This window comes from Pseudomonas frederiksbergensis, assembly GCF_003732665.1.
In the GTDB taxonomy this organism is placed as follows: Bacteria; Pseudomonadota; Gammaproteobacteria; order Pseudomonadales; family Pseudomonadaceae; genus Aquipseudomonas; species Aquipseudomonas frederiksbergensis_G.
In genome coordinates this window covers 393,399-413,103 of record NZ_MOBP01000001.1, presented here as the reverse complement: position 1 = coordinate 413,103, position 19,705 = coordinate 393,399, and the positions used below count along the sequence as shown (strand labels likewise).

At 60.9% G+C, this 19,705-nt stretch carries 16 protein-coding genes and 1 pseudogene; 15 read left to right on the top strand and 2 right to left on the bottom strand.

Annotation, left to right across the window (positions count from 1 at the left end; translation table 11 throughout):
- Positions 1–85: 85 nt before the first annotated feature.
- A pseudogene (locus tag BK665_RS35300) lies at positions 86–1,108 on the bottom strand (HAMP domain-containing protein); the annotation flags it as partial.
- Positions 1,109–1,405: 297 nt separating this feature from the next.
- On the opposite strand from BK665_RS35300, the gene BK665_RS01860 reads away from it, so the two are divergent.
- Together BK665_RS01860 and BK665_RS01855 are read left to right on the top strand one after the other, a co-directional pair.
- Positions 1,406–1,660 (top strand): hypothetical protein, encoded by a 255-nt coding sequence (locus BK665_RS01860; protein WP_054054697.1) that lies wholly within the window; start codon positions 1,406–1,408, stop codon positions 1,658–1,660.
- A gap of 31 nt (positions 1,661–1,691) precedes the next feature.
- Complete coding sequence (locus tag BK665_RS01855) at positions 1,692–2,261, top strand: lipocalin family protein (RefSeq protein ID WP_123402586.1); 570 nt, start codon at positions 1,692–1,694, stop codon at positions 2,259–2,261.
- A gap of 155 nt (positions 2,262–2,416) precedes the next feature.
- On the opposite strand, the gene BK665_RS01850 is transcribed toward BK665_RS01855, so the two are convergent.
- Positions 2,417–3,781, bottom strand: coding sequence for a formimidoylglutamate deiminase (locus BK665_RS01850; protein ID WP_123402585.1), 1,365 nt, complete (start codon positions 3,779–3,781; stop codon positions 2,417–2,419).
- 305 nt (positions 3,782–4,086) lie between these two features.
- Here BK665_RS01850 and hutC point away from each other — a divergent pair, with 305 nt between their 5' ends.
- From hutC to BK665_RS01780, 13 genes are all read left to right on the top strand, one after another.
- Entirely contained in the window at positions 4,087–4,797 is a 711-nt protein-coding gene (gene hutC, locus BK665_RS01845; protein ID WP_178117490.1) for a histidine utilization transcriptional repressor HutC, read from the top strand.
- Entirely contained in the window at positions 4,794–5,363 is a 570-nt protein-coding gene (locus BK665_RS01840) for a HutD/Ves family protein (RefSeq protein ID WP_123402583.1), read from the top strand. The genes hutC and BK665_RS01840 overlap by 4 nt, the downstream gene beginning before the upstream one ends.
- Before the next feature lie 488 nt (positions 5,364–5,851).
- The gene (hutU, locus tag BK665_RS01830; protein ID WP_123402581.1) at positions 5,852–7,540 is read left to right on the top strand and encodes a urocanate hydratase; all 1,689 of its coding nucleotides are present in this window, start codon (positions 5,852–5,854) and stop codon (positions 7,538–7,540) included.
- A 164-nt stretch (positions 7,541–7,704) separates the two neighbouring features.
- Positions 7,705–9,177: a purine-cytosine permease family protein gene (locus BK665_RS01825; protein WP_123402580.1), complete on the top strand. Its 1,473-nt coding sequence runs from the start codon at positions 7,705–7,707 to the stop codon at positions 9,175–9,177.
- A gap of 69 nt (positions 9,178–9,246) precedes the next feature.
- Complete coding sequence (locus tag BK665_RS01820; RefSeq protein ID WP_123402579.1) at positions 9,247–10,215, top strand: ABC transporter substrate-binding protein; 969 nt, start codon at positions 9,247–9,249, stop codon at positions 10,213–10,215.
- 70 nt (positions 10,216–10,285) lie between these two features.
- A complete protein-coding gene (locus BK665_RS01815; RefSeq protein ID WP_123402578.1) occupies positions 10,286–11,137 on the top strand; it encodes an ABC transporter permease in 852 nt (283 codons plus the stop codon).
- Positions 11,134–11,964, top strand: coding sequence for a quaternary amine ABC transporter ATP-binding protein (locus BK665_RS01810; protein WP_054054680.1), 831 nt, complete (start codon positions 11,134–11,136; stop codon positions 11,962–11,964). The genes BK665_RS01815 and BK665_RS01810 overlap by 4 nt, the downstream gene beginning before the upstream one ends.
- Before the next feature lie 142 nt (positions 11,965–12,106).
- Positions 12,107–13,630: a histidine ammonia-lyase gene (hutH, locus tag BK665_RS01805; RefSeq protein WP_123402577.1), complete on the top strand. Its 1,524-nt coding sequence runs from the start codon at positions 12,107–12,109 to the stop codon at positions 13,628–13,630.
- Positions 13,631–13,743: 113 nt separating this feature from the next.
- Complete coding sequence (gene hutH, locus BK665_RS01800; protein ID WP_123402576.1) at positions 13,744–15,276, top strand: histidine ammonia-lyase; 1,533 nt, start codon at positions 13,744–13,746, stop codon at positions 15,274–15,276.
- A gap of 100 nt (positions 15,277–15,376) precedes the next feature.
- Positions 15,377–16,582: an imidazolonepropionase gene (gene hutI / locus BK665_RS01795; protein ID WP_123402575.1), complete on the top strand. Its 1,206-nt coding sequence runs from the start codon at positions 15,377–15,379 to the stop codon at positions 16,580–16,582.
- Between the two features lie 10 nt (positions 16,583–16,592).
- Positions 16,593–17,396, top strand: a complete 804-nt coding sequence (hutG, locus tag BK665_RS01790) for an N-formylglutamate deformylase (RefSeq protein ID WP_123402574.1) — start codon at positions 16,593–16,595, stop codon at positions 17,394–17,396.
- 266 nt (positions 17,397–17,662) lie between these two features.
- Positions 17,663–18,619, top strand: coding sequence for a choline ABC transporter substrate-binding protein (locus BK665_RS01785; protein ID WP_123402573.1), 957 nt, complete (start codon positions 17,663–17,665; stop codon positions 18,617–18,619).
- A gap of 148 nt (positions 18,620–18,767) precedes the next feature.
- On the top strand, positions 18,768–19,685 hold the full coding sequence (locus BK665_RS01780) for an alpha/beta hydrolase (protein WP_123402572.1): 918 nt from the start codon (positions 18,768–18,770) through the stop codon (positions 19,683–19,685).
- Positions 19,686–19,705: the final 20 nt, after the last annotated feature.

Below are 19,705 nucleotides of genomic sequence, written 5' to 3'. Positions count from 1 at the left end.
TCGATGCCGCCACCACACGCAGGGCAACTTCGTTGACCTGGCCGGTGGCCGAGGCCACTTCGCGGATCGAGGTGTGGATCCGCTCCACGAAACGGTTGAACGACGTACCCAAGGCACCGAATTCATCGTGGCCGTGGATGGTCAGGCGCTTGGTCAAATCGCCTTCACCTTCGGCGATGTCATGCATGGCGCGGCCCATGGTCAGCAGCGGTTGCATCAGGAAGCTGATCAGCATGCCCAGCAGCGCGATGATGATCACCACGGCGATGACCATGGCAATGATGGCCGAGGTGCGGAATTCACTGAGCATCGCGAACGCCGTGTCCTGATCCAGCACCAGCGCCACGTACCAGTCAGCCGACGGCACGCCGTTGACGTGGGTGAAGGAGATGAACTGCGACTTGCCGTCGACTTCGACTTCCTTCATGCCCGGGCTGACCCGTGGCGCGCCGTTCGGGTAGGCCTCGGCCAGGGTCTTGAGCACCAGTTTGCTGTCCGGGTGGATCAGGATCTTGCCATCGGCGCTGACGATAAACGCATGGCCGTGACCGCCGAAGTTCAGCGAGTTGATGATCGCGCTGACGCTGGACAAGTCGATGTCCGCGCCGGCGACGCCGATCATCTTGTTCTCATGCTGCACCGGCGTGGCGACGGTAATCACCAATTTGCCGGAGGACGCGGCGATGTACGGTTCGGTGACGATGGTCTGCCGGGCGCTGTCGGCGGCCTTGTACCAGCCACGGGCACGGGGGTCGTAGTCGGCGGCACGGTTGCCTGCCGGGATCGAGGTCATCACGCCTTCGGTGCTGCCGAAGTAGCTCAACTGGAAATTGCCGGTGTAGGCCGGCAGGTCAATGGCGCGTTTCAGGCTGGCGGGAGCGCTGCCATCCACGGCAATCTGCTGCGACAGCGATTGCAGCAACTGGATGCGGGCTTCCAGCCAGGTCTGGATGTTGCTGGTGGTCAGGCTGCCGAGCTCCTGCATCGAGGACTCGGTACTGCTGCGCAGGGTCTGGCGCTGGCGGTAGTCGTTGAAGAGGATGAAACAAGCGAATGCAACGGCCACCACGAGGGCGGCAGCCAGCAAGATCTTGTGGCTGAACTTCATGTTTCTGGTCATTAGGTGAACTACCGCAAAAGGGCTGGTCAACGAGGGAGCGGCAATTTGCCACAGTAGCGGGCTTTGCGCTGCCTCTATTTCGACTGACCAGCGCCAAAGATTAGGCGTTATTCAGCGAAAACCGACGAATTACCCAACGGCGCGACAAAGTGGCTGATTTATCGGCAGATGCCAGACGAGCGGCCCAATAAATAGCCGGGCGGTCGGGGAACCAGATCGGGGTTTTCTCTTCTAAGCTTCAGCTTGGCAGCCATGCCAATCCCCTTCCGTCCCAGGAGCTACACCATGTCGCTGCGATCCATCGCCTTGCTCTCGTTCTGCGTGTTGTTGGTCGCATGCAGCAAGGTCAACCAGGAGAACTACTCCAAGCTGTCGGCCGGTATGGCCAAGGCCGAGGTTGAAACCTTGCTGGGTAAACCCGCCGATTGTTCGGGCGCGCTTGGCATGTCCAGTTGCACCTGGGGCGACAAAAACAGCTTTATCAGCGTGCAGTACGCCGGTGACAAAGTGCTGATGTTTTCCGGCCAAGGCCTGAAGTAAACCGGGGCTACGCGCCCACGGGAGAAAAACAATGAAGCGGTTATTGATAGTTCTTTTCGCCGGCCTGGTATTGGCTGGCTGCGCCTCTTCTGGCGTAGATCCGTTGGCGCCCAAGACCGTCAACAGCGTCAATCTCAAGAAGTACCAAGGGACCTGGTACGAGTTGGCGCGGCTGCCGATGTATTTCCAGCGCAACTGCGCGCAATCCGAAGCCCATTACACCCTCCTGCCGGACGGCAACGTGGCAGTGCTCAACCGCTGCCTGACGCCGCAATGGCAATGGGAAGAAGCCAAGGGCACGGCCTGGCCACAAGTGCCGGGCAAGACCGACAAACTGTGGGTCCAGTTCGATAACTGGTTTTCGCGTTTGATCCCGGGTGTGGCGAAGGGTGAGTACTGGGTGCTTTACGTCAGCGACGACTACAAGACCGCCATTGTCGGCGACCCGAGCCGCAAGTACCTGTGGCTGCTGTCCCGGACCCCGACGGTCAACGGTGTAGTGCGTGAGGAACTGCTGAGCAAGGCGCGACAGCAGGGTTACGACACGACGCGGCTGATCTGGCGTGCGACGGATACGCAAATGGCCAAGACCTCGAACTGACGGTCAGCGAAGACCCTATGTGGGAGCTTGCTGTGGCGAGGGAGCTTGCTCCCGCTTGAGCGCGAAGCGCTCACAGGATTTTAGGCCTGCTTCGCAGTCCAGCGGGAGCAAGCTCCCTCGCCACACAAGCCCGCTCCCACAGTTGTTTCCGGTGTTTAGCCCAGGAGGTCGCGCAGGACTTGGGTGAATGCGCGGTTACTTTCTTCTTCGCCCGCATGACGCCCATCACGCACAACCCACTGGCCATTGACCAGCACATCGCGCACCTGGCGATCACCACCAGCGAACAACCAGCGATTCAAGATCCCGTCGCCACTGGCTGTCGCCAGGTACGGATCGTCGCCATCGAGCACCAACCAATCCGCCCGCTTGCCGACTTCCAATGCACCAATCGGCTGACCCAGTGCCTGGGCGCCGCCATCCAATGCTGCGTCGTACAGCGTGCGCCCGACCATCGGCTGATCCGCGCCATACAGACGATTACGCCGCTGATCCCGCAAGCGCTGGCCATATTCCAGCCAACGCAATTCTTCCACCACGCTCAAGGACACATGGCTGTCGGAACCAATGCCCATGCGCCCGCCCTGGGCGAGGAAATCGACCGCCGGGAATATCCCGTCGCCGAGGTTGGCTTCGGTGGTCAGGCACAAGCCAGCGATGGCGCGACTCTTGGCCATCAGCGTGACTTCTTCCGGGTTGGCGTGGGTCGCGTGGACCAGGCACCAGCGCTGATCGACTTCGGTGTTTTCGTACAGCCATTGCAGCGGACGGCGGCCGCTCCAGCTCAGGCAGTCATCGACTTCTTTCTGTTGCTCGGCGATGTGAATGTGCACCGGGCACTGCTGGTCACTGGCGGCCAGCACTTCGCTGATCTGCTGCGGGGTAACCGCGCGCAACGAGTGGAAGCACAGCCCCAGCGACTGCGCCGGTTGCTGCGCCAGGATCGGCTGCAAACGCGACTGAAGCTTCAGATAGTTTTCGGTGCTGTTGATAAAGCGCCGCTGGCCATCGTTCGGGGTCTGGCCGCCGAAACCGGAGTGGCTGTAGAGCACCGGCAACAGGGTCAAACCGATGCCGGCGGAACTGGCGGCCTGGCTGATGCGCAGGGCCAGTTCGGCGGGGTCAGCGTAAGGCTGGCCGTTGGTGTCGTGGTGTACGTAATGAAATTCCGCGACCGAGGTGTAACCGGCCTTGAGCATTTCGATGTACAGCTGACGAGCAATGACGCCGAGTTGCTCCGGGCTGATTTTTCCGACGAGGCGATACATCAAATCGCGCCAGGTCCAGAAACTGTCGTTCGGATTACCCGCTACTTCCGCCAGCCCGGCCATCGCTCGCTGGAAGGCGTGGGAGTGCAGATTGGGCATCCCCGGCAGCAGCGGACCGCTTAGCCGTTCGGCGCCATCTGCATTGGAATCGGCCTGGATATGGGTCAACACGCCATCGGCGCTGACCTCAAGACGTACATTGTTGGCCCATCCACTAGGCAGCAGCGCGCGTTCGGCAAAGAAGGCGGACATGGTTCAGCACCCCATCGTGTGTTATTTGTATATACATATACAGATGTTTGCCTGCTCGGTAAACTCCGGCAAGCTATGTGGCTCGTGTGGTCAGTTCGTCAGTTCAAGTTCGGATGCCGGAAATTCAGAGCCAAGGCGCTGCGACGAGTCATAGCTGGCTATGGCGAGGAGCAGCAACGCAGGATCTGGATTTCCGGCGCCGAACTTGACTGACAGAACTGACCACACGAGCCACATTACCCTCACCAAATGAACAAGGATTAACCGTGCCGACTCCGCCTGCAGTGTCACCGTTGGCCGCGAACATGGGCGACAGTCCGGCGCCCTTGTACGCCCGCGTCAAACAGATGATCACCCAGCAAATCGACAGTGGAAACTGGCCGCCGCACTACCGCGTTCCGTCGGAAAGCGAGCTGGTCAATCAACTGGGTTTCAGCCGCATGACCATCAACCGCGCCCTGCGCGAGATGACCGCCGACGGTCTGTTGGTGCGCATGCAAGGTGTCGGCACCTTCGTCGCCGAGCCGAAAAGCCAGTCCGCGCTGTTTGAAGTGCACAACATCGCCGATGAAATCGCCTCTCGCGGCCATCGTCACACTTGCAAGGTCATCACCCTGGAAGAAGAGGCCGCCGGCTCAGAGCGCGCGCTGGCCCTGGACATGCGCGAAGGGCAGCGGGTGTTTCATTCGCTGATCGTGCATTTCGAAAACGACATTCCGGTGCAAATCGAAGATCGTTTCGTCAACGCGCTCGTGGCCCCGGACTACCTCAAGCAGGACTTCACCCTGCAAACGCCTTACGCCTATTTGAACCAGGTCGCGCCGCTGACCGAAGGCGAGCATGTGGTTGAGGCGATCCTGGCTGAGGCCACCGAGTGCAAGTTGCTGCAGATTGAAAAGGGCGAGCCGTGCCTGCTGATCCGCCGCCGCACCTGGTCCGGCCGCCAGCCCGTGACCGCCGCCCGTTTGATCCACCCCGGTTCCCGTCATCGTCTGGAAGGTCGGTTTCATAAATGAATCAAGTGAAGTTGTTACGCGCAGTTGATTACCCACGCATGCCCTGGAAAAACGGCGGTGGCAGCACTGAAGAAATCACCCGCGATGCCGGCACGGGCCTCGACGGTTTCGGCTGGCGCCTGTCTATTGCTGATATTGGTGAGTCGGGCGGCTTCTCGACATTCGCCGGCTATCAACGGGTCATCACCGTGCTGCAAGGCGAGGGCATGACCTTGCGCGTTGACGGCCAGGACACGCGCCCGTTGTTACCGCTGGACCCGTTTGCCTTCAGCGGCGAGAGCCAGGTCTCCTGCACCTTGCTTGGCGGGCCGATTCGCGATTTCAACCTGATTTATGCACCCCAGCGGTATAGCGCACGGTTGCAGTGGTTGGATGGTGAGCAGCGGTTTTTCAGTTCGGCGGGGACGGTGCTGGTGTTCAGTGTCACCGAGGCGCTGGAGGTGAAAGTCGGTAACAGCGACGCACAACTCGGTCGGCATGATTGCCTGCAACTCGATGGTAATGCGGGTCTGCTGGAAGTTTCCGTCAGCGGCCAGTGCTGTGTGATCGAGCTGATCGCACGCTGATCCAACTGTTTAGAACATCTCTGTGGCGAGGGGGCTTGCCCCCGTTGGGTGGCGAAGCCGCCCTCGATGTTCGCATCAAATTTTGCGACTGCTGCGCAGCCGAACGGGGGCAAGCCCCCTCGCCACAAAAAGCGGTCCCTCCTGTTCCCCGAAGCGCACCACTTTGTTACCGAACGCCCCAGCGTGGCGCAAAACCACGCTCAAGTAACAGCCGCCACGCCCCCGCAAAATCCCCGCGAAAAATTTCATCTTCCGCAAAACCCTTGATCTACAGGCTTTCCAGCCCGACCAAAACTTTTCTTGAATGCCCATCCAACAAGTTGGCCGCTTGATTGCATATGCTTGTATGTACAAGTAAAGACGTATGCGTATGAGTCGACCGAGACTCCTCGCAGCGTCCACTGATTCGCTTGTGGCGCAACGACGCGCACAGGCTGGCTTGCCCACTGCCAGGGTTGGTTTGAATTGATCGCTGAGGAGTCTTTTTCGTGACTGACAATACCCAGAAACCTACCAAGTACCGTGACGTAGAAATCCGTGCCGCCCGCGGTAACAAGCTGACCGCCAAGAGCTGGCTGACCGAAGCGCCGCTGCGCATGTTGATGAACAACCTCGACCCGGAAGTCGCCGAGAACCCTAAAGAACTGGTGGTTTACGGTGGTATCGGTCGTGCGGCGCGTAACTGGGAGTGCTACGACAAGATCGTCGAAAGCCTGACCAACCTGAATGACGACGAGACCCTGCTGGTGCAATCCGGCAAGCCGGTCGGCGTGTTCAAGACCCACACCAACGCCCCACGCGTGCTGATCGCCAACTCCAACCTGGTGCCACACTGGGCGAGCTGGGAACACTTCAACGAACTCGACGCCAAAGGCCTGGCCATGTACGGCCAGATGACCGCCGGCAGCTGGATCTACATCGGCAGCCAGGGCATCGTCCAGGGCACCTACGAAACCTTCGTCGAAGCCGGTCGCCAACACTACAACGATGACCTGAAAGGTCGTTGGGTCCTGACCGCCGGTCTGGGCGGCATGGGCGGCGCTCAACCTCTGGCCGCCACATTGGCCGGCGCCTGCTCGCTGAACATCGAATGCCAACAGGTGAGCATCGATTTCCGCCTGAACAGCCGTTATGTCGACGAGCAAGCCAAAGACCTCGACGACGCTTTGGCCCGCATCGAAAAATACACCAAGGAAGGCAAGGCGATTTCCATCGCGCTCCTGGGCAACGCGGCTGAAATCCTGCCGGAACTGGTCAAGCGCGGCGTGCGCCCGGACATGGTCACCGACCAGACCAGCGCCCACGACCCGCTCAACGGTTACCTGCCGGCCGGCTGGACCTGGGAAGAGTACCGCGCTCGCGCCAAGACCGAGCCTGCTGCCGTGGTCAAAGCCGCCAAGCAATCCATGGCCGTGCACGTTAAAGCGATGCTCGAATTCCAGAAAATGGGCATTCCGACCTTCGACTACGGCAACAACATCCGTCAGATGGCCCAGGAAGAAGGCGTGGAAAACGCATTCGATTTCCCAGGCTTCGTACCGGCTTACATCCGTCCACTGTTCTGCCGTGGCATCGGTCCATTCCGTTGGGCTGCTCTGTCGGGCAACGCTGAAGACATCTACAAAACCGACGCCAAGGTCAAGGAACTGATCCCGGACGACGCCCACCTGCACAACTGGTTGGACATGGCCCGCGAGCGCATCAGCTTCCAGGGTCTGCCGGCACGTATCTGCTGGGTTGGCCTGGGCCTGCGCGCCAAGCTCGGCCTGGCGTTCAACGAAATGGTACGCAGCGGCGAATTGTCCGCGCCAATCGTGATCGGTCGCGACCACTTGGACTCCGGTTCCGTGGCCAGCCCGAACCGCGAAACCGAGTCGATGCAGGATGGTTCCGACGCTGTGTCCGACTGGCCACTGCTCAACGCTCTGCTCAACACCGCGAGCGGCGCGACCTGGGTTTCCCTGCACCACGGCGGCGGCGTCGGCATGGGCTTCTCCCAGCACTCGGGCATGGTGATTGTCTGCGACGGTACGGACGAAGCGGCCGAGCGTATTGCTCGCGTGCTGCACAACGACCCGGCGACCGGCGTTATGCGTCACGCCGATGCGGGTTACCAGATCGCGATCGATTGCGCCAAGGAACAAGGCCTGAACTTGCCGATGATTACCGGTAAATAACGCAATACCTGTGGGAACGCTTTATGTGGGAGCGGGCTTGCTCGCGAAGAGGCCGGCACATTCAACATCTGTGCTGGCTGACCCACCGCTTTCGCGAGCAAGCCCGCTCCCACAGGTAAAGCGCAACCAGACGAATTTCCATAACAATCCACAGAGGTTGAATCATGGCTGTTAACACCGATCGTGCAAGCAACAAACCGTTGATCGAGAAGCGCTCGATTGACTACATCCCGGAAGCGGAAAGACACGGTCGTCTGTTAAGCCAGTTCACCCTGTGGATGGGTGCCAACCTGCAAATCACCGCGATTGTCACCGGGGCCCTGGCCGTGGTGCTGGGCGGTGATGTGTTCTGGTCGTTGATCGGTTTGCTGATCGGCCAATTGCTCGGCGGTGGCGTGATGGCGTTGCATGCGGCGCAAGGGCCCAAGCTTGGCCTGCCGCAGATGATCTCCAGCCGGGTGCAGTTCGGGGTCTATGGCGCGGCCATCCCGATTGTGCTGGTGTGTCTGATGTACCTCGGTTTCACCGCAACGGGAACCGTGCTTTCCGGCCAGGCGCTGGGCCAGTTGTTTGGCGTCAGCGACAGTGTCGGGATTCTTATCTTTGCCAGTGTCATCGTGCTGGTTACGGTGCTCGGTTATCGGGTGATCCATTGGATCGGCCGTATTGCCAGCGTCATTGGCGTGATTGCCTTTGTTTATCTGTTCAGCCGTCTGATGAGCCAGGTTGATGTTGGCGCACTGTTGCAAATCCGCCACTTCAGCTGGAGCAGCTTCCTGCTCGCGGTGTCGCTTGCGGCATCCTGGCAGATCGCCTTCGGCCCCTACGTGGCTGACTATTCGCGTTACCTGCCGAGCAAGACGTCCTCAGTGAAAACCTTCTTCGCCGCTGGCGCCGGTTCGGTCATTGGCGCACAAGTGGCGATGGTCCTTGGCGTGTTCGCCGCCGCCTCGGCCAACGGCCAATTTGCCGGCCACGAAGTCGCCTACATCGTGGGCCTGGGCGGCACGGGTGCCACCGCTGCGTTGCTGTATTTCAGCATCGCGTTCGGCAAGGTCACCATCTCCACGCTGAACTCGTACGGCAGCTTCATGTGTATTGCGACGATCATCAGCGGTTTCCGTGGTGATCTGAAAGTAACGCGCTTGCAGCGTCTGGTGTTCGTGCTGGTCATCGTCGGTGCCGCGACCCTGATGGCGTTGCTCGGTCAGCACTCGTTCCTCGGTGCGTTCAAGTCGTTCATCCTGTTCTTGCTCGCCTTCTTTACGCCCTGGAGCGCGATCAACCTGGTGGACTACTACTGCATCACCCGCGAGCGCTATGACGTGCCGGCACTGGCCGATCCGAACGGTCGCTACGGCCGTTGGAACATCCTTGGCATCAGCGTCTATGTGTTCGGTGTGCTGGTGCAATTGCCATTCATCTCCACCAAGTTCTACACCGGTCCGCTGGTCGCGGCCCTGGGTGATGTGGATATTTCCTGGATCATCGGCCTGGTGATTCCCGCCGCGCTGTATTACGTGTGCGCGAAAAAATGGCACAGCGCTGTACCCGATCATCTGATTCTGCCAGTCGAGCAGAACAGCGAAGCAGCACCTAAAACAAGCGGGGCCGGTCGCGCTGCGGCGCAGGCCTGATTGGACGTGGACAGGGCTGGATGCCTCTTGACTGCCGTAAGCCAACTCATGATTAGGAGCGTCACTACAATGAAATCGAACAAGACCCTGCTGACCACATTGCTGTCCATGGGCCTGCTCGCCAGCGCCGGCGCCACCCAGGCTGCCGGTTGGTGCGAGTCGGGCAAACCGGTGAAATTCGCCGGCCTGAACTGGGAAAGCGCCATGTTGCTGACCGACGTGCTGCAAGTCGTGTTGGAGAAAGGCTACGACTGCAAGACCGACAGCTTGCCGGGCAACTCCATCACCATGGAAAACGCCCTGAGCAGCAACGACATCCAGATCTTTGCCGAAGAGTGGGTTGGCCGCAGCGAAGTCTGGAACAAGGCTGAGAAGGCCGGCAAAGTCGTCGGCGTCGGCGCTCCGGTTGTGGGCGCAGTGGAAGGCTGGTACGTGCCGCGCTACGTGATCGAAGGCGACGCCAAGCGCAAGCTGGAGCCGAAAGCGCCGGACCTGAAAAACATTGCTGATCTGGCCAAGTACGCCTCGGTGTTCAAGGATCAGGAAGAGCCAGCCAAGGGTCGTTTTTACAACTGCCCGGCCGGCTGGACCTGTGAACTCGACAACAGCGAAATGCTGAAAAGCTACGGCCTGGAAAGCACCTACACCAACTTCCGCCCAGGCACCGGCCCGGCGCTGGATGCGGCGGTGCTGTCGAGCTACAAGCGTGGCGAGCCGATCCTGTTCTACTACTGGTCGCCAACCCCGCTGATGGGCCAGGTTGACCTGGTCAAGCTCGAAGAGAAGCCAGGCGTCGACAAGCGCGTGACCATCAAGGTCGGCCTGTCCAAGACTTTCCACGAGCAAGCCCCGGAACTGGTGGCCGTGCTGGAAAAGGTCAACCTGCCGATCGACCTGCTGAACCAGAACCTGGGGCGCATGACCAAAGAGCGGATCGAATCGCCAAAACTGGCCAAGATCTTCTTGAAGGAACATCCTGAAGTCTGGCACGCATGGGTGAGCGACGACGCAGCCAAGAAAATCGACGCGGCCTTGTAGGTTGAGCCTCTCCGACTGTCGGCAACGGCAGTCGGACGCTTGATCGCAACCCCTTGATTGAGAGTCTCTTATGTTTCCCGAAAGCTTTACCTTTTCCATCGCCGACTGGGTCAACGGTTGGGTCGATTCGCTGGTCACCAACTACGGAGACGTGTTCCGGCACATCTCCGACACCCTGTTGTGGGCCATCGTCAATCTTGAAGGCATGCTGCGTGCGGCCCCTTGGTGGCTGATGCTGGCCATCGTCGCGGGCGTGGCCTGGCATGCGACCCGTAAGGTCGTGACCACGGCGGTCATCGTCGGCCTGCTGTTCCTGGTCGGCGCGGTCGGCCTCTGGGACAAACTGATGCAGACCCTCGCGCTGATGATGGTGGCGACGGTCATTTCGGTGCTGATCGGCATTCCCCTGGGCATTCTCTCGGCGCGCAGCAATCGCCTGCGTTCGGTGCTGATGCCGCTGCTCGACATCATGCAGACCATGCCGAGTTTCGTGTACCTGATCCCGGTGCTGATGCTGTTCGGCCTGGGCAAGGTCCCGGCGATTTTCGCTACCGTGATCTACGCCGCGCCACCGCTGATTCGCCTCACTGACCTGGGCATTCGCCAGGTGGACGGCGAAGTGATGGAAGCGATCAACGCCTTCGGTGCCAACCGTTGGCAACAACTGTTCGGCGTGCAACTGCCGCTGGCCCTGCCGAGCATCATGGCCGGGATCAACCAGACCACCATGATGGCCCTGTCGATGGTGGTGATTGCCTCGATGATCGGTGCCCGTGGCCTGGGCGAAGACGTGTTGGTGGGGATTCAGACCCTCAACGTCGGACGTGGCCTTGAAGCCGGTCTGGCGATCGTGATTCTGGCAGTGGTGATCGACCGCATTACGCAAGCATATGGTCGGCCACGGCATGAGGTGAGCAAATGAACGACGCAACCGTGAGCAAAATCGAAGTCAAAAACGTCTTCAAGATTTTCGGCAACCGTTCCAAGGAAGCGCTGGGCATGATTGGCCAGGGCAAGACCAAGGATCAGGTGCTGGCCGAAACCGGCTGCGTGGTCGGCGTGAATGATTTGTCGTTGAGCATCGGCACCGGTGAGATCTTCGTGATCATGGGTTTGTCGGGTTCCGGCAAATCGACCCTGGTGCGCCACTTCAATCGCCTGATCGACCCGACCAGCGGCGCGATCCTGGTGGACGGCGTGGACATCCTGCAATACGACATGGAAGCCCTGCGCCAATTCCGTCGCCACAAGATCAGCATGGTGTTCCAGAGCTTCGGCCTGCTGCCGCACAAGACCGTGGTGGACAACGTTGCCTACGGCCTGAAAGTGCGTGGCGAGAGCAAGCAAATGTGCTCCGAGCGTGCGCTGCACTGGATCAACACCGTGGGCCTCAAGGGCTACGAAAACAAATACCCGCACCAGCTCTCGGGCGGCATGCGTCAACGTGTGGGCCTGGCCCGCGCCCTGGCGGCGGACACCGACATCATCCTGATGGACGAAGCCTTCAGCGCCCTCGACCCGTTGATCCGTGCCGAGATGCAGGACCAGTTGCTGGAACTGCAAAAGACCCTGCACAAGACCATCGTCTTCATCACCCACGACCTAGACGAGGCCGTGCGCATCGGCAACCGCATTGCGATCCTCAAGGATGGACGCCTGATTCAGGTAGGTACGCCGAGAGAGATCCTGCACTCGCCGGCGGATGAGTATGTGGACCGGTTCGTACAGCGGCGGGCGGCGGTGGTTTAAGAGATTTGCGGTGTCTGTGCTGGCCCCTTCGCGAGCAAGCCCGCTCCCACATTTGGAATGCGCACCCCTGTGGGAGCGGGCTTGCTCGCGAAGAGGCCAGTAGAGCTGCATCAATATTCAGGTAGTACGCACGAGGTCAAAGATGTCCCAGGCTGAAAAAATCGTTATCGCCGACGCCCCGCTGCGTTGGCAGGATGTGGTGGCCGTCGCCCGCCATGGCGCGCAGCTTGAGCTGTCGGCCGAGACCTGGGCGCGGATCGACAATGCCCAGGCGATCGTGCAGCGCATCGTCGCCAGCGGCGAGCGTGCGTATGGCGTCAACACCGGCCTCGGCGCCTTGTGCAACGTCTCGCTGAAAGACGAACAACTCAGCCAACTGTCGCGCAACACCTTGCTCAGCCACGCTTGCGGCGTCGGCGCACCATTGGCCGACGAACAGACTCGCGCCATCATCTGCGCCGCGATCCGCAACTACAGCCACGGCAAATCCGGCATTCATCGCCGGGTGGTCGAGGCCCTGCTGGCGCTGCTCAATCGCGGCATCACCCCGCAAGTGCCGTCCCAGGGTTCGGTGGGTTACCTGACCCACATGGCCCACATCAGCATCGCGCTGTTGGGTGTCGGCAATGTCAGCTATCGCGGGCAGATCGTTTCCGCGCAGCAAGCCCTGGCCGAAGAAGGCCTGGAGCCGGTTCAGCTCGGTGCCAAGGACGGTTTGTGCCTGGTCAACGGTACGCCGTGCATGACCGGCCTGAGCTGCCTGGCCCTGGCCGACGCGACGCGTCTGGTGCAATGGGCCGACGTGATCGGCGCCATGAGTTTCGAAGCCCAGCGCGGTCAGATTGCTGCGTTCGATGCCGAAATCATCGCGCTCAAACCGCACCCGGGCATGCAGCAAGTCGGCATCAACCTGCGGGCGCTGCTCGATGGCAGTGAAGTGATTGCGTCGAGCAAAGGCATTCGCACTCAGGATGCGTTGAGCATTCGTTCGATTCCGCAGGTTCACGGCGCCGCTCGCGATCAGCTTGAGCACGCCAGGAAGCAGATCGAAACCGAACTCAACTCGGTCACCGACAACCCGATGCTGCTGGGCACGCCGGACAATTTCCGGGTGATGTCCCAGGCCAACCCTCACGGTCAATCCGTGGCGTTGGCGGCGGATTTGCTGGCGATGGCCATGGCCGAAATCGGCTCCATTGCCGAGCGGCGTCTGGATCGCTTGATCAACCCGCATGTCAGCGGTTTGCCGGCCTTCCTGGTGGCCAATCCGGGGGTTAATTCCGGGATGATGATCGTCCAGTATGTCGCCGCGTCGTTGTGTGCGGAAAATCGCCAATTGGCGCAACCGGCAGTGCTCGACAACTACGTCACCTCGGGCTTGCAGGAAGACCATTTGAGCCTGGGCACCAACGCCGCGCTGAAGCTGCACCGCGCCCTGGAAAACGTCACGCAGATCCTCGCTATCGAGTACTTGCTGGCGGCCCAGGCGTTTGAATTCCTCAAAGAACAGCGTTTTGGCGCTGGCACTGATGCCGCGTGGTGTCTGCTGCGTGAGCGCGTTCCGGCCTACGACCAGGACCGTTGGTTGGCGCCGGATATCGCCGCTGCTGCCAGTGTGTTGAAAGACCCGATTTTGCTGCACAAGGCTTTACCCAAACTGAACTGAAATCCACAACACCAGCGTGCCAAGGCGCGGCTCTCCAAAAGCGAGACGCGACGGACAACGGACATCTCCGGAGCGTCTGGTGAGCTCATAACAACTCTCAAAAGGAGCACACAATGACTGCGCTTAACCTTGTTCCCGGCCAACTGAGCCTTGCCCAACTGCGTGATGTTTACCAGCAACCGGTGAAACTCACCCTCGACAACAGCGCCTCGGCCCAGATCGAAGCCAGCGTTGCCTGCGTGGAACAGATCCTCGCCGAGAACCGCACCGCGTACGGCATCAACACCGGTTTCGGCCTGCTGGCCTCGACCCGCATCGCCAGCGAAGACCTGGAAAACCTCCAGCGCTCCCTGGTGTTGTCCCACGCCGCTGGCGTCGGCGAGCCGATCAGCGATGCACTGGTGCGCCTGGTCATGGTGCTCAAGGTCAACAGCCTGAGCCGTGGTTTTTCCGGGATTCGTCGCGTGGTGATCGACGCGCTGATCGCCCTGATCAATGCCGAGGTTTACCCGCACATTCCGTTGAAAGGTTCGGTTGGCGCATCCGGTGACCTCGCGCCTCTAGCCCACATGTCTCTGGTGCTGCTGGGCGAAGGCAAGGCGCGCTACAAGGGCGAGTGGATGGAAGCTACCGAAGCGCTGAAAGTCGCCGGCCTGACGCCGCTGACCCTCGCGGCCAAAGAAGGCTTGGCGCTGCTTAACGGCACTCAGGTGTCCACCGCTTATGCACTGCGCGGTCTGTTCGAAGGTGAAGACCTGTTCGCCGGCGCCCTGGCCATCGGTGGCATGACCGTTGAAGCGGTATTGGGCTCGCGCTCGCCGTTCGATGCTCGCATCCACGCCGCCCGTGGCCAGAAAGGCCAGATCGACGCCGCTGCCGCTTACCGCGATTTGCTGGGCGAGCGCAGTGAAGTCTCCGCCTCCCACGAGAACTGCGAAAAGGTCCAGGACCCGTACTCCCTGCGCTGCCAGCCGCAAGTCATGGGCGCCTGCCTGACTCAGTTTCGTCAGGCTGCCGAAGTGTTGGCCGTCGAAGCCAACGCCGTCTCCGACAACCCATTGGTGTTCGCGGCTGAAGGCGACGTGATCTCCGGCGGTAACTTCCACGCCGAGCCAGTGGCCATGGCCGCTGACAACATGGCGCTGGCCATCGCCGAAATTGGTTCCCTGAGCGAGCGTCGCATCTCGCTGATGATGGACAAGCACATGTCGCAACTGCCGCCGTTCCTGGTGGCCAATGGCGGCGTGAACTCCGGCTTCATGATCGCCCAGGTGACCGCGGCGGCCCTGGCCAGCGAGAACAAGGCGTTGTCCCATCCGCATTCGGTGGACAGCCTGCCAACTTCCGCCAACCAGGAAGACCACGTGTCGATGGCCCCGGCCGCCGGCAAGCGTCTGTGGGAAATGGCCGAAAACACTCGCGGCGTGCTGGCGGTTGAGTGGCTGGCGGCGTGCCAGGGTCTGGATTTGCGTGAAGGTCTGAAGACGTCGACCAAACTGGAAAAGGCCCGCGCCATCCTGCGTGCTGAAGTGCCGTTCTACGAGAAGGACCGGTTCTTTGCGCCGGACATCAATGCGGCCAGCGAGTTGTTGGCCACCCGCTGCCTGAATGAACTGGTTTCGGCGAAGTTGCTGCCTAGCCTGTAATGGCCCCTTCGCGAGCAAGCCCGCTCCCACAGGAGTGCGCATTTCCCTGTGGGAGCGGGCTTGCTCGCGAATCGATTTTGAATTTTGTGGAGACTAAGGGATGAAAACTCTCTGGCAACACTGCCACGTCGCAACCATGGCGCAAGGCGTCTACTCGATTATCGAGGATGCGGCCATCGTGACGTCCGGTGCGCACATTGAGTGGATCGGCCCCCGCGCTGAACTGCCGTCCGGCGAATACCCGGCGGTCAACGATTTGAAAGGGGCCTGGGTCACCCCGGGCCTGATCGACTGCCACACCCACACGGTGTTCGGCGGTAACCGCAGCGGTGAATTCGAGCAGCGCCTGCAAGGCGTCAGCTACTCGGAAATCGCCGCCGCCGGTGGTGGCATCGCCAGCACCGTGCGCGCCACCCGCGCCGCCAGCGAAGACGAACTGTTCGCCAGCGCCGCCAAACGCCTGAAAAGCCTGCTGCGCGATGGCGTGACCACGGTCGAAATGAAATCCGGCTACGGCCTCGATTTGGCCAGCGAGCGCAAGATCCTGCGGGTCATCCGCCGCCTCGGCGCCGAACTGCCGGTGAGCGTGCGCAGCACGTGCCTGGCGGCTCACGCCTTGCCGCCGGAATACAAGGATCGCGCCGACGACTACATCGATCACATCTGTGCCGAAATGCTCCCGGCCCTGGCCGCCGAGGGCCTGGTGGATGCCGTGGACGCCTTCTGTGAATACCTGGCGTTCTCGCCGGCCCAGGTCGAGCGGGTGTTCGTCACCGCACAAGAACTCGGATTGCCGGTGAAACTGCATGCCGAGCAATTGTCGTCCCTTCACGGTTCGAGCCTGGCCGCGCGTTACCACGCACTGTCCGCTGATCACCTGGAATTCATGGACGAAGACGACGCCATCGCCATGGCCGAGTCCGGCACCGTCGCGGTGCTGCTGCCCGGCGCGTTTTACTTCCTGCGCGAAACCCAATTGCCGCCGATGGACGCCCTGCGCAAACACGGCGTGAAAATCGCCATCGCCAGTGACCTTAACCCCGGCACCTCGCCGGCGTTGTCGTTGCGCCTGATGCTGAACATGGCCTGCACCTGTTTCCGCATGACCCCGGAAGAAGCCCTGGCCGGCGCCACCATTCATGCCGCCACAGCGTTGGGCATGGCCGACACCCACGGTTCCCTGGAAGTGGGCAAGGTCGCGGACTTTGTGGCCTGGCAAATCGATCGTCCCGCCGACCTGTCGTACTGGCTGGGCGGCGACCTGGAAAAACGCGTCGTGCGCCATGGCGTCGAATCAAGCCTTTAGGAGAACAGTTGTGGATAAGGTTCTGAACTTCAAACAAGGTCGCGTGCCGCTGCTGATCAGCATGCCCCACGCCGGCCTGCGCCTGACCCCGGCGGTCGAAGCCGGGTTGATCCCCGATGCACGCAGCCTGCCGGATACCGATTGGCACATTCCGCAGCTTTATGAATTCGCCGCCGAACTGGGCGCCAGTACCCTGGCCGCCGAGTACTCGCGATTTGTCATCGACCTCAACCGACCGTCCGACGACAAACCGTTGTACGTCGGCGCCACCACCGGTTTGTACCCGTCGATACTGTTCGACGGTATTCCATTGTTCCGCGAGGGCATGGAGCCGTCGGCGGCTGAACGTGCGACTTATCTGGAGCAAGTGTGGACGCCGTATCACAGCACCTTGCAGAACGAACTGGCGCGCCTCAAGGCCGAGTTCGGTTATGCGTTGCTGTTCGATGCCCACTCGATCCGCTCGATCATCCCGCACCTGTTCGACGGCAAACTGCCGGACTTCAACCTCGGCACCTTCAACGGCGCCAGTTGCGATCCACAGTTGGCCACGCAACTGGAAGCGATCTGCGCCCGGCACACCGATTACAGCCACGTGCTCAACGGACGCTTCAAGGGCGGCCACATCACCCGCCATTACGGCAACCCGGCCAAAAACATCCACGCAGTGCAACTGGAGCTGGGGCAGTGCACCTACATGGAAGAGTTCGAACCATTCCGCTATCGCCCGGACCTGGCAGCGCCGACGCAGGTGGTGCTTAAGGAATTGCTGGAAGGGTTGTTGGCCTGGGGCCAGAAGCACTACAAAGGCTAAAACCTGACACATAACCCTGTGGGAGCGAGCTTGCTCGCGATGGCGGACTGACAGACAACATCAATGTTGAATGTTATGGCCTCATCGCGAGCAAGCTCGCTCCCACAGGTTTTCATTTGCCTTGATATCTGATCGAGGCTGTCGCCACCGTGCAAATCTCGGTCGCTACAGTTCGCTTTTACCCTCTCGACGCTGCGTAATGTTCGGGTCACGGTGCATGAAGACACCGGCTCCCAACAATAATCTGCCGCACGAGAAAGCCCTCCATGACAAGCACCAAAGGTTTGTTCACCCGCTGTCTCTCAATCCTCTGCGGCACCGCTCTTCTGAGCACCAGTGTCCTGGCCAGTGACGATTCGTCCTGCAAGGCCGTGCGTATGGGTGTGGTCAACTGGACCGATGTGATCGCCACCAGCGGCATGGCCGATGTGCTGCTCAACGGCCTGGGCTACGAAAGCAAGCAAACCAGCGCCGTGCAGCAAATCATCTTCGCGGGCATCCGTGACAAGCGCCTCGATATTTTCCTGGGTTACTGGAAACCGGCGATGGACAAGAACATCGCCCCGTTTGTCGCCGCCAACCAAGTCAAAGTCATGGACAAACCGAGTCTGGCTGACGCTCAGGCCACTCTAGCCGTGCCGGAGTACGTGGCGGCGGCCGGTCTTAAGACCTTTGCCGACATTGCCAAATTCAAGGACCAGCTCGGCGGCAAGATCTACGGCATCGAGCCGGGCAGCGGCGCCAACACCACGATCAAGACCATGATCGAAACCAATCACTTCGGCCTGAAGGATTTCAAACTGATCGAGTCCGGTGAGGCCGGCATGCTCGCCGCCGTGCAGCGGGCGGTGAATCGCAAGGAATTCGTGGTGTTCGTCGGCTGGACCCCGCACCCGATGAACATCAACATGAAAATCACCTACCTGACCGGCAGCGAAGACGTCTACGGTCCGAACGAAGGCGCCGCGACTGTCTCTACGGTGACCGCCCCGGATTACGCCGAACGCTGCCCGAACGTGAATCGCCTGCTGCAAAACCTGACCTTCACCGCGTCCCAGGAAAGCCAGTTGATGGTGCCGATCATGGAGCGCAAAACGCCCCAAGACGTGGCCAAGGCCTGGTTGCGGGATCATCCGGAAGATCTGCAGCGCTGGTTGGCGGGTGTGAACAGTTTTGATGGCAAGGATGGCGTGGCCACCGTACAGGCCAGCCTCAAACCCTGACACCAGACGCAAATCCCTGTGGGAGCGGGCTTGCTCGCGAAGGCGTCGTGTCAGGCACCATTGATGTGGACTGACACACCGCTTTCGCGAGCAACCCCGCTCCCACAGGGGACCTCATGTGTATCCATCATTCTTGATCGGCAGGCCCATGGCTCCTTATCCGCTTTCTGACCAAATGTCGGCCTTCGTCGCGAAAACCCTCGGCTTCAACAGCACCGACAGTAGCCTCACCGGGTTGCGCCAGGCGTACAGCGAAATGTGCCGGGCATTTACCCCAACCCGTCCCGCCGGGCTTGAAGTCACCGACTTCACCCTCGCGGGTGTGGCGGTGCGTTCCTATCGGCCGCCGGTGACGCCACCGACCAGCGGTTGGCCGTGTCTTCTGTATTTGCACGGCGGTGGCTGGGTGGTGGGGGATCTGGAGTCCCATGACTTCATCTGTGCCGAACTGGCGTCCGTCACGGGTGCGATGGTGGTGGCGGTGGATTATCGGCTGGCGCCCGAGCATCCGTTCCCGGCGGGTTTTGAAGATTGCCTGAAGGTCTGGCGGTCGCTACGGTCTGGGCCGTTCTGGTTCGACCCCGAACGCATGGTCGTGGCCGGGGACAGCGCCGGAGGTAATCTGGCCGCCGCTCTCTGCCTGGCCTTGCGCGATGCCGGCGAACCGTTGCCCACCGCCCAGGTGCTGATCTATCCGGGGCTGGGTGGCGATCACCACTTGCCGTCCCGCAGCGAGTGCGCCGATGCGCCCCTGCTCAGCAGCAGCGACGTGGATTGCTATCACGCGCTCTACTTGCGAGGCACCCCGCAGCCGAGCGCTTATGCCATGCCGTTGCTCGCCGAGGATTTCAGCGGTTTGCCCCCGGCGTGGATCGCCGTGGCGCAATGGGACCCGCTACGTGACGACGGGGTGAGCTACGCCCAGCGACTCAATGCCGCTGGCGTGGAGGCTGCGCTTTATTACGGGGAAGGGCTGGTTCACGGCTGTTTGCGAGGTCGCGGGCAGGTCGCCGAGGTGGACCGGCTGTATGAAAACCTGTTCGGGTTTCTGGCTGACAGACTCTGACGTTGCAAGAGCATGCTCAT

Coding starts and splice junctions, on each gene's coding strand:
- BK665_RS01860 (WP_054054697.1), top strand. CDS start 1,406: ATGTCGCTGCGATCCATCGCCTTGCTCTCGTTCTGCGTGTTGTTGGTC.
- BK665_RS01855 (WP_123402586.1), top strand. CDS start 1,692: ATGAAGCGGTTATTGATAGTTCTTTTCGCCGGCCTGGTATTGGCTGGC.
- BK665_RS01850 (WP_123402585.1), bottom strand. CDS start 3,781: ATGTCCGCCTTCTTTGCCGAACGCGCGCTGCTGCCTAGTGGATGGGCC.
- hutC (WP_178117490.1), top strand. CDS start 4,087: ATGGGCGACAGTCCGGCGCCCTTGTACGCCCGCGTCAAACAGATGATC.
- BK665_RS01840 (WP_123402583.1), top strand. CDS start 4,794: ATGAATCAAGTGAAGTTGTTACGCGCAGTTGATTACCCACGCATGCCC.
- BK665_RS01825 (WP_123402580.1), top strand. CDS start 7,705: ATGGCTGTTAACACCGATCGTGCAAGCAACAAACCGTTGATCGAGAAG.
- BK665_RS01820 (WP_123402579.1), top strand. CDS start 9,247: ATGAAATCGAACAAGACCCTGCTGACCACATTGCTGTCCATGGGCCTG.
- BK665_RS01815 (WP_123402578.1), top strand. CDS start 10,286: ATGTTTCCCGAAAGCTTTACCTTTTCCATCGCCGACTGGGTCAACGGT.
- BK665_RS01810 (WP_054054680.1), top strand. CDS start 11,134: ATGAACGACGCAACCGTGAGCAAAATCGAAGTCAAAAACGTCTTCAAG.
- hutH (WP_123402577.1), top strand. CDS start 12,107: ATGTCCCAGGCTGAAAAAATCGTTATCGCCGACGCCCCGCTGCGTTGG.
- hutH (WP_123402576.1), top strand. CDS start 13,744: ATGACTGCGCTTAACCTTGTTCCCGGCCAACTGAGCCTTGCCCAACTG.
- hutI (WP_123402575.1), top strand. CDS start 15,377: ATGAAAACTCTCTGGCAACACTGCCACGTCGCAACCATGGCGCAAGGC.
- BK665_RS01785 (WP_123402573.1), top strand. CDS start 17,663: ATGACAAGCACCAAAGGTTTGTTCACCCGCTGTCTCTCAATCCTCTGC.
- BK665_RS01780 (WP_123402572.1), top strand. CDS start 18,768: ATGGCTCCTTATCCGCTTTCTGACCAAATGTCGGCCTTCGTCGCGAAA.